The sequence below is a fragment of the Spirilliplanes yamanashiensis genome (assembly GCF_016863475.1).
Taxonomy (GTDB): domain Bacteria; phylum Actinomycetota; class Actinomycetes; order Mycobacteriales; family Micromonosporaceae; genus Spirilliplanes; species Spirilliplanes yamanashiensis.
The window spans coordinates 15,836-28,289 of record NZ_BOOY01000029.1; the positions used below are offsets into that span (position 1 = coordinate 15,836).

The following is a 12,454-nucleotide window of genomic DNA, read 5'->3' on the forward strand; positions in this document are numbered from 1 at the left end:
ATCATGCGCGCCGCCCGCTACCGGTTGACCTGGGACATGTCGGGGTAGCGGTCGCCCTTCGGCGCCTCCACAGCGTCCAGCCGGGCCAGCTGCTCCGCGGTGAGCGTCAGCGCGTCGGCGGCGGCGTTCTCCTCCAGCCGGGCGACCCGCTTGGTGCCGGGGATGGGGGCCAGGTCGTCGCCGCGGGACAGCAGCCAGGCCAGCGCCACCTGCGCCGGGGTGGCCCCGGCCTCGGCGGCGACCGCGTCGACCACCTCGACGATGCGGATGTTGTGCGCCAGGTTCTCCTCGGCGAAGCGCGGGTTCTGCCGCCGGAAGTCGTCGGCGTCGAGCTGGTCGAGCGAGCGCAGCTGCCCGGTGAGGAAGCCGCGGCCCAGCGGGGAGTACGGCACGAACCCGATGCCCAGCTCGCGCAGCGCGGGCAGAACCTCGGCCTCGGGGTCGCGGGTCCACAGCGAGTACTCCGACTGCACGGCCGTGACGGGGTGCACGGCGTGCGCGCGCCGGATCGTGGCGGCGGACGCCTCGGACAGGCCGATGTGCCGGATCTTGCCGGCGGCGACCTGCTCGGCCAGCGCGCCCATCGTCTCCTCCACGGGCACGGCCGGGTCCATCCGGTGCTGGTAGTACAGGTCGACGTGGTCGACGCCGAGCCGGCGCAGCGAGCCGTCGAGCGCGGCGCGCACGTTGGCCGGGCTGCCGTCGATGCGCCGGCCGGCGCCCGCGCCGCCGGCCGGGTGCGACAGCAGGCCGAACTTGGTGGCCAGCACCACCTCGTCGCGGCGGCCCCGGACGGCCCGCCCGACCAGCTCCTCGTTGCGGAACGGGCCGTAGATCTCGGCGGTGTCGAGGAACGTGACGCCGAGGTCGAGGGCGCGGTGGATGGTGCGGACGGACTCGGCGTCGTCCGTGTTCGCCCCCGAGTAGAAGGCCGACATGCCCATGCAGCCGAGGCCGAGGCGGGAGACGTCCAGTCCGGCGAGCCTGACGTGCTTCATGCTCCGTTGATCCCTTCGCGGGTCCGAATCTCCCGCTTACGCTATGCCGCCCCACCGGCAATTCCTGACGCACCCTGTCAGCCTCCGGTGCGATGGTGGGCCCATGCCCGAGATCACCGCAGCCTTCCAGATCACCCGCTGGGACCAGACCCCCGCCGACAACCCCGCCGACGGCCCGGTCGCCGGCCCGGCGCTCGCCCGCGCCCAGGTGGACAAGACCTACACCGGCGACCTCGCCGGCACGTCCGTCGCGCACCTGGTCATGGCCGGGGAGATCGCCTACAGCGCCGTCGAGCGGGTCACCGGCCGGCTCGGCGGGCGCACCGGCACGTTCGTGCTGGCGCACGGCGCGGTCACCGGCTCCGGGCCGGCGGACTTCTCGCCCGGCGTCGTCGTGCCCGGCACCGGCACCGGCGAGCTGGCCGGCCTCACCGGCACGGTGGAGTTCCGGCACGACGACGCCGGCGCCCGCGTCGTCCTGCGCTACGAGCTCGCCCCGTCGGAGTGAGTCGCCGGAAGTTGGGGAACGTACGGGCGAGCGCGGCACGGCCCCGGTGCCGCCGAACCCCGGGAGGGTCCCCCCATGCCCGCGCGCGCCCGCCGCACCGCCGGAGTCCTCGGCGCCGTCACCGCCCTGGTCACCGCGGGGTGCTTCCTCGCCCCCGCCGGTGAGCAGACCGAGGGCGCCGACCGTCCCGCCGGGCGCCTGCCCACCACCGCGCAGCCCCGGCCGACCGGCACCGTCGACGTCGACGGCACCGACACGGTCGAGGAGTTCCGCGAGGACATCGACGCCGCCACCGCCATCGCCGAGCAGTACTGGCGGGCGCAGCTGGAGGCGTCCGGCATCGCCTTCCAGCCGGTCGAGACCGTCGTGCCGTACAGCGAGGACGGCGAGATCGCCTGCGGCGGCCAGGCGCTGGGCCGCAACAACGCCGCCTACTGCTCCGCGGGCGACTTCATCGCCTACGACCAGAACTGGGCGTTCGCGCAGTTCCGCGAGATCGGCGACGCGTTCCTGTTCTACCTGCTCGGCCACGAGTACGCGCACGCCATCCAGATCCGCCTGGGCATCCGCGCCGAGTTCACCATCCAGCAGGAGCTGCAGGCCGACTGCATGGCCGGCGCGTACATCGGTGACTCCACCCGCGGCGAGCGGCCGGCGCTGCGCCTGGCCGACGGCGACATCGACGAACTGCGCGCCGGGCTGCGCGCGGTCGCGGACGCGCCCGGCCAGCCGTGGTTCGCCGAGGGCTCGCACGGCTCGGCCCAGCAGCGCACCACCGCGTTCGCCAACGGCTACAACGACAGCCTGCAGCCCTGCGGCCTGACCTGACGCGTGCGTCACAACCTGCCGCCCGGCCCGCCGGGCCGGGGCAGGATGGAGGACGTCACGACAGCGATGAGGGGCGGTACACGGGTGGACCGGCAGCCGGCGGCGGTGCTGTTCGACATGGACGGCACGCTGGTCGACAGCGAGAAGGTGTGGGACGTGGCGCTGCACGAGCTGGCGGCGCTCGCCGGCGGGCGGCTGTCCCATCCGGCCCGGCTCGCCATGATCGGCAGCAGCATGGACCAGTCGATGCGCATCCTGCGCGAGGACCTCGGCCAGCCGGACCGCGACCCCGGCCCCGACGTGGTGTGGATCGAGCAGCGGGTGTACGAGCTGTTCGGCAGCGGCCTGGTGTGGCGCCCAGGCGCCCGCGAGCTGCTCGCCGAGGTGCGCGCCGCCGGCGTGCCGGCCGCCCTGGTCACCTCCACCGGCCGCCGGCTCGTGGAGGTGGCCCTGGAGACCCTCGGCCGGGACAGCTTCGACGTGACGGTGTGCGGCGACGAGGTCAGCCGGGCCAAGCCCGACCCGGCGCCGTACCTGACCGCGGCCGAGCTGCTCGGCGTGCCGATTGCCGGCTGCGTCGCCATCGAGGACTCGCCGACCGGCGTGGCGTCCGCGCACGCCTCCGGCGCCGCCGTGCTGGCCGTGCCGTGCGAGCTGCCGCTGGCGCCGCTGGACGGCGTCACCCAGCGCGACTCCCTGCGCGGCGTCGACCTGGCGTTCCTGGCGCGGCTGGCGGCGACGGCCCCCGCCTGAGGGCCGCCGCCGCGCGCCGCCCGTCACTCGTGGGCGATGGCCCCGAGCACGTTGAGCCGGGCCGCCCGGATCGACGGCACGACCGCCGCCACCACGCCGACCAGGGCGGCGAGCCCCAGGTAGACGCCCATCTGCTGCCACGGCAGCACCAGCTTGTCGATGCCCTCCGACGACAGGCCCTCGACCATCGCCCAGCCGAGACCCGCGCCGACGACGACGCCCAGCAGCGCCCCGAACACCGCGATGACGACCGCCTCGACGGTGATCATCCGCATGGTCTGCGCCCGGCCCAGGCCGACGGCCCGCAGCAGGCCCAGCTCCCGGGTGCGTTCCAGCACCGACAGCGCCAGCGTGTTGACCACGCCCAGCACGGCGATGAGGATGGCCAGCCCCAGCAGGATCTGGATCATCGTGATGACCTGGTCGAAGCCGGCGGTCTGCTGCTCGATGAACGCGCTGCGGTCGATCGCCGACACCTCCGGGCTGTCCGCGACCAGCGCCGACACCGCCGGCAGCACCGAGGCCACCGTCGCGCCGTCGGCCAGCCGCACGAAGCCGAGCACCGGCTGCGCGATGCCGAAGTCGGCCGCCGCCGCCGCGGGCAGCAGGATCGACCCCGGCAGGTCACCGTCGGCGTACGTGCCCGCCACCGTGTACGTGCGCTCCTCGCCCTTCGCCAGCTGCACCGTCATCGTCGCGCCCACGGCCAGCCCGCGCTCGGCGGCCTCGTCGGTGCTCAGCACCGCCTGGTCGGGCCGCAGCGTGGCCAGTGAGCCGGTGGCGGCGGTCGCCCCGTACACGTCGGCCAGGCGGGCCAGGTCGTCGGCGGCGTTGACGTACTGCAGCTCGCCGCCGACCTCCGCCACGTCGTTCCAGACGCCGGCCACCGCCCGCACGCCCGGGACCGCCGCCGCCCGCTCCAGCACGGCCGCGTCGAACGTCGGCGGCCGCGGCCCGGTCTGCTCCCCGGAGATCATGACCTCCGCCTTGATGGCGTCCTCGGCCTGCGCGGCCAGGCTGCTCTTGGCCGAGTCCATGACGACGGTGACGCCGGTGACCAGCGCGATGCCGACCATCAGGGCGGCGGCGGTGATCGCGGTCCGGCGCGGGTTGCGGCCGGAGTTGAGCCGGCCCAGCCGGCCCGGCACCGACCAGGCGAACAGGCGCCCGAGCGCGCCCACGACCGGCCGGCTGACCAGCGGCGTCAGCAGCGCCACCCCGATGAACACGGTCAGCACGCCGCCGAACAGCAGCGTCAGCGACTCCTGCGCCATGCCCAGCGCGAGCCCGGCGCCGCCGGCGGCCGTGACGAGCGCGCCCGCCACACTGATCGCGGTGAGCGGCCGGTCGGGCGTCGCCACCTCCTGCAGCGCCGCCACCGGCGGGATGCGGGAGGCGCGGATCGCCGGCAGCACCGCCGCCACCACGGTGACGACCACGCCGACGGCGAACGCGCTGACGACGGCGCTCATCGGCAGGCCGACGCCCGCCAGCTGCAGGCCGCCCGCGCCGAACGTGCCGAACGCCCACGCCAGCGCGGCGCCCGCGCCCACGCCGGCCGCCAGCCCCAGGATCGCCGCGACGAATCCGATGACCAGCGCCTCCACCAGCACCGACCCGATCACCTGGCGGCGGTTCGCGCCGAGCGCGCGCAGCAGCGCCAGCTCGCGGGTCCGCTGCGCCACGATGATCGAGAACGTGTTGAGGATGAGGAAGATGCCGACGAACAGGGCGACGGCGGCGAAGCCGAGCAGGATCCGGGTGAAGAACGACAGCCCCTCCTGCAGCCCGGCCGCGGAGTCCTCGGCGAGCTGCTCGCCGGTGCGCACCTGGAAGCCGGCGCCCAGCGCCGCCGCGATGTCGTCGCGCAGCTCCGCCGGCGCCACCCCGTCCGCGGCCGTCACCGTGATCTCGGTGAACACCCCCGGCTCGCCGAGCATCAGCCGCTGCGCCACCGGCGTGGTGAACATGACCTCCTGCGAGCCGCCCAGGCTGTCCCGCCCGCCGCTGTAGCCGAACGTGCCGACCAGCGTGAACTGCTGCTTGGGCGCCAGCGTCAGCACGCCCACGGAGTCGCCGACCGCGAGTCCCGCCCGGGCGGCCGCGTCGGCGTTCAGGGCGATCTCGTCGTCGGCCTGCGGGCCGCGCCCGCTGCGCAGCTGCAGCAGCTCGTTCTCGCCGGTCCAGTTCTCGCCCAGGCGCGGCGGCCCGAACGACTGCAGCACCTTGCCGTCGGCGCCGATGACCCGGGCGCCGTCGGCGGCGACCAGCCCGGTCGCCGACGCCACCCCCGGCACCGCCCGGACCCGCTCCACCACTGCCGCGGGCAGCGTCGCCGGGGCCGTCTCGCCGTCCATCTCGCCGACGTCCAGCTTGGGCGCCGCGGACACGCCGACGTCGGTCAGCGCGTACACGTCGCCGAACACCTTGTCGAACGAGCGGCTCAGCGTGTCCGTCAGCACGAACGAACCCGACACGAACATCACGCCCAGCACCACCGCCAGGCCGGACAGCACCAGCCGCAGCTTGCGGGCCAGCAGGCTCTTCAGGGTCGCCCGCAACATCAGGCCGCCCCCACCAGGACGTCGAGGTGCTTCATCGTGTCCAGCACGTCCTCGGCGGTCGGGTCGTCCAGCTCGGACACGAGCGCGCCGTCGGCGAGGAACACCACCCGGTCCGCGTAGCTCGCCGCGACCGGGTCGTGCGTGACCATCACGATGGTCTGGCCGTGCGCGCGGACGCTGTCGCGCAGGAAGCCCAGCACCTCCGCGCCCGAGCGCGAGTCCAGGTTGCCGGTCGGCTCGTCGGCGAAGATCACCTCGGGGCGGCCGACCAGCGCCCGCGCGCACGCGACGCGCTGCTGCTGGCCGCCGGACAGCTGCGCCGGCCGGTGCCGCAGCCGGTCCGCCAGCCCGACGGTGGCGATGACGGTGTCCCACCACTGCGGGTCCGCCTTGCGCCCGGCGATGTCCAGCGGCAGCCGGATGTTCTCCTCGGCGGTCAGTGTCGGCAGCAGGTTGAACTGCTGGAAGATGAAGCCGATCTTGTCGCGGCGCAGCCGGGTCAGCGCCTTGTCGCCCAGCCCGCTCACCCGGGTGTCGCCGACGAACACCTCGCCGCGGGTCACCGTGTCCAGGCCGGCCAGGCAGTGCATCAGCGTCGACTTCCCGCTGCCCGACGGGCCCATGATCGCGGTGAACCGCCCCCGCCCGACGCTCAGGCTGACGCCGCGCAGCGCGGTGACCCCCGCCTCGCCCGTCCCGTAGACCTTCCAGACGTCGTCGGCGCGTGCCGCGGCCGCCTGCGATTGTGCCGTCACGTCGAGCTCCCCCTCGCGAGAAATGGTCCGGCGCGGAGCACTCTCCGGCCGGCCGTCTCATCGTCGGGGCGCGACGCGCCCGGCACGTCCGCCCGAGGGCGGAGCCGAGGCGGAATTCGCGCTGCGGGTGACCCCGGGCGTCCTCTCAGGGTTGCCCCCGATCAGCTGCCCGGCCGCACCAGCCCGCTCTCGTACGCCAGCACCACCGCCTGCACCCGGTCGCGCAGACCCAGCTTGCCCAGCACGTGCCCGACGTGCGTCTTCACCGTCGTCTCGCTCACCGTCAGCGCCTTGGCGATCTCCGCGTTGGACAACCCGCGCGCCACCTGCACCAGCACCTCGCGCTCCCGCTCGGTCAGGGTGTCCAGGGCGCGCGGCGGCGTCGCGTCCAGGTCGGGCAGGGTGTCGGCGAACCGGTCCAGCAGCCGCTTCAGGATGCGCGGCGCCACCACCGCCTCGCCCGCGGCCACCGTGCGGATGGCGGTCACCAGGTCGTCGGCCGGCACGTCCTTGGCCAGGAAGCCGCTCGCCCCGGCGCGCAACGCCCCCACCACGTACTCGTCCAGGTCGAACGTCGTCAGGATCAGCACCCGCACCGGCAGCCGGGCGTCCACGATCGCCCGGGTCGCCGCCACCCCGTCCAGCCGGGGCATCCGGATGTCCATCAGCACCACGTCCGGCAGCAGCCGCCGGGCCAGCTCCACCGCCTCCGCGCCGTCGCCCGCCTCGCCGACGATGTCGAGGTCGGGCTCGCCGCCCAGCACCATCCGGAAGCCGGTGCGCAGCAGGGGCTGGTCGTCGGCGAGCAGGATGCGCACGGGCCGTTCGGTCACGAAAACTCCAGATGTGTCGGCGGTCGGCGCCAGCTTAGTCAGGGCGCGGCCGTCAGCTGGTCGGCCGGGATCGTGGCGTGCACGCAGTACCCGCCGCCGGGGCGCGGGCCGGTGCGCAGCGAACCCCCGTACAGGGCGATCCGCTCCCGCATGCCCACCAGGCCGTGCCCCACCCCGCGGTCGGCGCCCTTCACCGGGCCGCGGCCGTTGTCGCCCACCTCGACGGTCAGCCCGTCCGGCCGGAACCGCAGCTCCACCGACGCCACCGCCACCCCGGCGTGCTTCAGGGTGTTCGTCAGCGCCTCCTGCACGATCCGGTACACCGTCAGCGCCACCCCCTGGTCCAGGTCCACCGGCGGGCCGTCCACGCTGAGCCGCACCGGCAGGCCCGCCTCGCGCACCTGCTCCACCAGCTGCTCGATGCCCGCCAGGCCCGGCTGCGGGGTCAGGTCCGCGCCCGGCTCCTCGTCGGTGCGCAGCACGCTCAGCAGCCGGCGCATCTCCCGCAACGTGCTGCGGCTCGTGTCCTCGATCGTGTGCAGCGCCTCGTCCGCCGCCGCCGGGTCGCGGTCCAGCACCCGCCGCGCCCCGGTCGCCAGCACCCCGATGACGCTCATGTGGTGCGCCACCACGTCGTGCAGCTCCCGCGCGATGCGCCGCCGCTCGTCCGCCACCGCCTGCGCCGCCAGAGCCGCCTGGTTGATCTCCGCCGCCCGGGCCCGCCGCTCGGCGCCCAGCGCCGTGTCCCGCCGGTGCCCCACGAACCGCCCCAGGAAGAACGGGACCAGCCCCGCGAACACGTTGTTCAGCACCACGTACACCCGCTGCACCTCGGGCGTCATGTCGCCGATCGTCTCGCCCGGCGGCGACAGCAGGTTGAGGATCAGCACCGGCACCCACAGCGCCGCCGTGGTCGCCACCGCCGGCCACAGCAGCGACCCGGCCGCCACCGTGTACGTCACCACCACGAAACTGATCACGTGGCTGAGCGGGTAGTGGTCCAGCCACACCGCCGCCACCAGCACCGCCAGGCAGCCCGCCGCCGCCGTGCGCATCGCCACCCGGCGGATCAGCACCGGCAGCGCGCACACCGCGCTGAACAGCGTCATGCTCCAGAACCCGCCGACCCACATGCTGCGCGGCATCACGGCGTTCAACAGCATCTCGACCACCACGACGCCCGCGAACAACGCCCCGTCGAACGCCAGCGCCCGCCGCCGCGCCACCAGCCACGCCCACACCGCGCCGGCCCGGCCGCGCGGCGCCTCGCCGGCGGCCCCGGCCGCCTCGGCGGTGCCGGGCACGATCAGCGGGACGCTCATCCCACGACGCTAACCCGGCCCGCGCGGCGCGGATTCGTCACCGGCGCGGAGAACGCCTCGTCCGCGAGGAGGAGGACGCACCCCCTCAGGTCATCTCCCGCGCCCCCGCGCCGACCGTCTCCGCCGCGTCGGCCGCCGCGTCCGCCGGGCTGTCCGACGGCGCCGGCCGCTGCGGGAACGGCGGCGGCGTGCCCCCGTACGCCGGGCACAGCGCCTGGTGACTGCACCACCCGCACAACCGGCTCGGCTTCGGCCGGAAGTCCTGCGCCGCCGTCGCCTGCTCGATGGCCCGCCACAGCGCGACGACCGTGCGCTCGAACCGCTCCAGCTCCTCGGCGTCGGGGGAGTAGTCGCACACCTCGGCGTCCTTCAGGTACAGCAGCCGCAGCACCCGCGGCACCACCCCGCGGGTCCGCCACAGCACCAGCGCGTAGAACTTCAGCTGGAACAACGCCCGCGCCTCGAACGCCTCCCGCGGCGCCCCGCCCGTCTTGTAGTCGACCACCCGCAGGTCGCCCGCGGGGGAGACGTCGAGCCGGTCGATGTAGCCCCGGATCGTCAGCTCGTCGTCGACCAAGGTGGACACCAGGCTCTCCCGCTCCGCGGGCTCCAGCCGCGTCGGGTCCTCCACCCGGAAGTACCCGCCGAGCAGGCCGCTCGCCGAGGCGAGGAACGCCCCGACCCGGTCCTCGCCGGCCCCGGTGATCTCGACGTCGATGGCGGTCTGCACCGGCACACCGCCGGCCGCGCCGGCCGCGCCGGCCGCGCCGGCTTGGGCGGCCTGGGTGGCTTGGGCGGCCCCGCCGCCGGGGCCGGCTGCCGCGGCCTTGCCGCCCACGCCCGCCACCGCGGGCTCGCCGCCCGGCCGCCCGGTCTCGCCGCCCGGCCGCCCGGCCTCGCCGGTGGGGCCGGCCTCGGCCAGCTCGCCGGCCGGGCGGCCCGCCGGGGCCGGCTCGAAGATCTGCGCCAGGGCGGGCTCGCGCTCCAGCAGCTCCGCCCACTGCGGCGCGACCAGCGCGGCCGCCGCCTCGGGGGTGCGCTCGGCCGCGGGCAGGTCGAACAACCGCTCCAGGACCGCGTGGACGAGGGTGCCGCGCAGCTGGTCGGCGGTCGGCCGCTCGGGCAGCCGGTCGATGCTGCGGAAGCGGTAGAGCAGCGGGCACGTCTTGAAGTCGGCGGCCCGCGACGGCGACAGCGACGGCCCCCGCGGCCGCTCACCCGCGGCCTCGCCGGCCTCGCCGCCGGCCCCGTGAACCGGCTCGCTTCCGGCGACCCCACCCGGCTCGCCGCCGACGGTCGCACCCGGCTCGCCGCCGACGGTCGCGCCCGGCTCCCCACCGCCGGATGGAACCGGCTCGCCGCCGGCAGCCCCGCCCGGCTCCCCGCCCGGCTCCCCGCCGGGCTCCGCGCCCGGCTCCCCGCCGCCGGATCGAACCGGCTCCCCGCCGGCAGCCCCACCCGGCTCGCCGCCGGCAGCCCTGTCCAGCTCCCCGCCGGCCACTCCGACAGGCGCGCCGCGAGGGGCGGCGACCGGGGCGGCGGCTGCGGCGGCCGGGTCGGGCTCAGTCACTGCGGGTGCCGTCATGGCGACCACCGTAGGGCAGGGGTCCGACAAAACGTGCGCACGGTCCGCTCAGGTGCGATCAGTAGCATCGACGCCGTGAGCGAGAGCGCGCCGCCGGCGCCCCCGACGCGCCGCGGGCCGCGGCCCCTGGCGCGCGTCCTCGGCATCCCGGTGTTCGCGCGGGCCTCGATGCTGCTGCTGGCCGGTGTGGTGACGCTGATCTACGGCCAGTTCGCGCAGCGCACCCTCGACCTGGCCCCGGCGGTGGGCTACGCGCTGGGCCTGCTGTTCGTCGTCCTGCTGCTGGGGTCGGTGCTGCTGCACGAGCTGGGGCACGCGCTGACCGCCCGCCGGTACGGCATCGGGGTGCGGGGCATCACGCTGGAGCTGCTCGGCGGGTACACGGAGATGGATCGTGACGCCCCCAGCGCCCGGGTGGACCTGCTGGTGTCGCTGGCGGGCCCGGCGGTGTCGGCGGTGCTGGGCGGGTTCGCGGCGGTCGCGGCTGCGGTGCTGCCGGACCGGACGCTGGCCGATCAGCTGGCGTTCCAGCTGGCGCTGGGCAACATCGTGGTGGCGGTGTTCAACGTGCTGCCGGGGTTGCCGCTGGACGGCGGGCGGGCGTTGCGGGCGGCGGTGTGGGCGGCGACGAAGGACCGGCACCGGGCCACCGTGGTGGCGGGCTGGGCGGGCCGGGTGCTCGCCGCGGGCACCGCGTTCTCGGTGGTGCTAGCGACCGCGCACGGCTACCTGACGGTGTTCGGGCTGGTGTTCCTGCTGCTGGTGACGTTCACGCTGTACCAGGGGGCGACGCAGTCGATCCGGCTCGGCCGGATGAGCAGCCGGTTCCCGCTGGTGAAGGTGGACGAGCTGGCCCGGCCGGTGCTGAGCGTGCCGTCGGGCACCCCGCTGGCGGAGGCGCAGCGCCGGCACGCCGACGCCGCCCCGCCGCCGGAGGCCCGGCGCGGCCGGCGGCCGCGCGGCGCCGTGCCGGCGGGGCCGGCGCTGGGCATCGCGGACGCGTCCGGCCGGCTGGTCGCCCTGGTCGACCGGGCGGCGGCGGCCGCGGTGCCGGCGGACCGGCGCCCGTGGGTGAGCGTGGACAGCGTCGCCCGCAGCGTGGCCGGGCTGCCCGCGCTGCCGGCGGGGCTGAGCGGTGAGCAGGTGGTCAAGGCGGTGCAGGCGCACCCGGGTGCGCAGTACCTGGTGACGGCAGGCGAGGATGTCGTGGGCGTGCTGCACGTGGCCGACCTCGCCGAGGTCCTGGAGCCCGGCCGCCGCGCCCGCTGACCCGTACCCCCGAACCCGGAAGTGAGCTCCGTGACCGACACCCTGCCCGAGACCGCCGTGCCCGCCCACCGGGGGCCGTTCCGCACCGGCGACCGGGTGCAGCTGACCGACCCGAAGGGCCGGATGCACACGGTCGTGCTGGAACCGGGCAAGGAGTTCCACACGCACCGCGGCGCGCTGGCGCACGACGCGCTGATCGGGCTGCCGGACGGCAGCGTCGTGACGTCCAGCGGCGGCACCGCGTACCTGGCGCTGCGGCCGCTGCTGTCGGACTACGTGCTGTCCATGCCGCGCGGCGCGCAGGTGATCTATCCGAAGGACGCGGCGCAGATCGTCGCGATGGGCGACGTGTTCCCCGGCGCGAAGGTGCTGGAGGCGGGCGTCGGGTCGGGCGCGCTGACCTGCTCGCTGCTGCGGGCGGTCGGCGCGGGCGGCGAGCTGCACAGCTACGAGCTGCGCGAGGACTTCGCGGCGATCGCGCGCAAGAACGTCGAGGCGTTCTTCGGCGGCCCGCACCCGGCGTGGCACCTGCACGTGGGCGACGTCGCGGACGCCACCGGCACCGGCTTCGACCGGATCGTGCTGGACATGCTGACGCCGTGGGAGGCGCTCGGCATGGTGGAGCGGGCGCTGGTGCCGGGCGGCGTCTTCATCGGGTACGTGGCCACCACCCCGCAGCTGTCGGAGCTGGTGGAGGCGCTGCGCGAGCGCGGCGGATGGACCGAGCCGCGGGCGTGGGAGTCGCTGGTGCGCGACTGGCACGCCGACGGCCTGGCGGTGCGCCCGGACCACCGGATGATCGCCCACACCGCGTTCCTGGTCTCGGCGCGCAAGCTGGCGCCGGGTGTGGTGGCGCCGCCGCGCCGGCGCAAGCCGTCGAAGGGCGCCGAGGCGTACAAACTGCAGCGCGCGGCCCGTGCGGCGCTGGCGGCCGGGGCGCCGGACGCGGCGGACGCGGCGTCCGGTCTGCCCGGTTCCGGCACCACGAGCGTCGATTCGGCCGCCCCGGCGGAATGACCGGGGTACGTACCATCCGGTA

11 protein-coding genes are annotated in these 12,454 nt (G+C 75.7%); 5 read left to right on the forward strand and 6 right to left on the reverse strand.

The annotated features are described in order from the left end of the window. Positions 1 to 17: 17 nt before the first annotated feature. Complete coding sequence (locus Sya03_RS20025) at positions 18 to 998, reverse strand: aldo/keto reductase (RefSeq protein WP_203939880.1); 981 nt, start codon at positions 996 to 998, stop codon at positions 18 to 20. A gap of 103 nt (positions 999 to 1,101) precedes the next feature. On the opposite strand from Sya03_RS20025, the gene Sya03_RS20030 reads away from it, so the two are divergent. The 3 genes from Sya03_RS20030 (at position 1,102) to Sya03_RS20040 (ending at position 3,087) form a co-directional block, all read left to right on the forward strand. Beyond that, the gene (locus tag Sya03_RS20030) at positions 1,102 to 1,506 is read left to right on the forward strand and encodes a DUF3224 domain-containing protein (protein ID WP_203939881.1); all 405 of its coding nucleotides are present in this window, start codon (positions 1,102 to 1,104) and stop codon (positions 1,504 to 1,506) included. A gap of 75 nt (positions 1,507 to 1,581) precedes the next feature. Next, positions 1,582 to 2,334 carry a neutral zinc metallopeptidase gene (locus Sya03_RS20035; RefSeq protein WP_203939882.1) on the forward strand — a complete coding sequence of 251 codons (753 nt, stop codon included), beginning with the start codon at positions 1,582 to 1,584 and terminating at the stop codon, positions 2,332 to 2,334. Positions 2,335 to 2,439: 105 nt separating this feature from the next. Then, complete coding sequence (locus Sya03_RS20040; RefSeq protein ID WP_203940034.1) at positions 2,440 to 3,087, forward strand: HAD family hydrolase; 648 nt, start codon at positions 2,440 to 2,442, stop codon at positions 3,085 to 3,087. A gap of 23 nt (positions 3,088 to 3,110) precedes the next feature. Here the strand turns inward: Sya03_RS20040 and Sya03_RS20045 are convergent, their stop codons facing one another. The 5 genes from Sya03_RS20045 to Sya03_RS20065 all read right to left on the reverse strand — a co-directional run bounded on the left by Sya03_RS20045 (position 3,111) and on the right by Sya03_RS20065 (position 9,756). Beyond that, the gene (locus Sya03_RS20045; RefSeq protein ID WP_203939883.1) at positions 3,111 to 5,651 is read right to left on the reverse strand and encodes an ABC transporter permease; all 2,541 of its coding nucleotides are present in this window, start codon (positions 5,649 to 5,651) and stop codon (positions 3,111 to 3,113) included. Then, complete coding sequence (locus tag Sya03_RS20050; protein ID WP_203939884.1) at positions 5,651 to 6,406, reverse strand: ABC transporter ATP-binding protein; 756 nt, start codon at positions 6,404 to 6,406, stop codon at positions 5,651 to 5,653. The genes Sya03_RS20045 and Sya03_RS20050 overlap by 1 nt, the downstream gene beginning before the upstream one ends. 161 nt (positions 6,407 to 6,567) lie before the next feature. Beyond that, positions 6,568 to 7,239: a response regulator gene (locus tag Sya03_RS20055; protein WP_239107705.1), complete on the reverse strand. Its 672-nt coding sequence runs from the start codon at positions 7,237 to 7,239 to the stop codon at positions 6,568 to 6,570. A 38-nt stretch (positions 7,240 to 7,277) separates the two neighbouring features. After that, on the reverse strand, positions 7,278 to 8,561 hold the full coding sequence (locus Sya03_RS20060; protein WP_239107706.1) for a sensor histidine kinase: 1,284 nt from the start codon (positions 8,559 to 8,561) through the stop codon (positions 7,278 to 7,280). An 85-nt stretch (positions 8,562 to 8,646) separates the two neighbouring features. Beyond that, complete coding sequence (locus Sya03_RS20065) at positions 8,647 to 9,756, reverse strand: RecB family exonuclease (RefSeq protein WP_203940037.1); 1,110 nt, start codon at positions 9,754 to 9,756, stop codon at positions 8,647 to 8,649. A 558-nt stretch (positions 9,757 to 10,314) separates the two neighbouring features. On the opposite strand from Sya03_RS20065, the gene Sya03_RS20070 reads away from it, so the two are divergent. Continuing rightward, entirely contained in the window at positions 10,315 to 11,415 is a 1,101-nt protein-coding gene (locus Sya03_RS20070; protein ID WP_203940038.1) for a M50 family metallopeptidase, read from the forward strand. Between the two features lie 30 nt (positions 11,416 to 11,445). Further along, positions 11,446 to 12,432, forward strand: coding sequence for a tRNA (adenine-N1)-methyltransferase (locus tag Sya03_RS20075; protein WP_239107707.1), 987 nt, complete (start codon positions 11,446 to 11,448; stop codon positions 12,430 to 12,432). The last annotated feature ends 22 nt before the right edge of the window (positions 12,433 to 12,454 follow it).

Excerpts from the sequence above, each read along its gene's own strand:
- Sya03_RS20030 (WP_203939881.1), top strand. The coding sequence starts at position 1,102 with ATGCCCGAGATCACCGCAGCCTTCCAGATCACCCGCTGGGACCAGACC.
- Sya03_RS20060 (WP_239107706.1), bottom strand. The coding sequence starts at position 8,561 with ATGAGCGTCCCGCTGATCGTGCCCGGCACCGCCGAGGCGGCCGGGGCC.
- Sya03_RS20035 (WP_203939882.1), top strand. The coding sequence starts at position 1,582 with ATGCCCGCGCGCGCCCGCCGCACCGCCGGAGTCCTCGGCGCCGTCACC.
- Sya03_RS20045 (WP_203939883.1), bottom strand. The coding sequence starts at position 5,651 with ATGTTGCGGGCGACCCTGAAGAGCCTGCTGGCCCGCAAGCTGCGGCTG.
- Sya03_RS20025 (WP_203939880.1), bottom strand. The coding sequence starts at position 998 with ATGAAGCACGTCAGGCTCGCCGGACTGGACGTCTCCCGCCTCGGCCTC.
- Sya03_RS20070 (WP_203940038.1), top strand. The coding sequence starts at position 10,315 with ATGCTGCTGCTGGCCGGTGTGGTGACGCTGATCTACGGCCAGTTCGCG.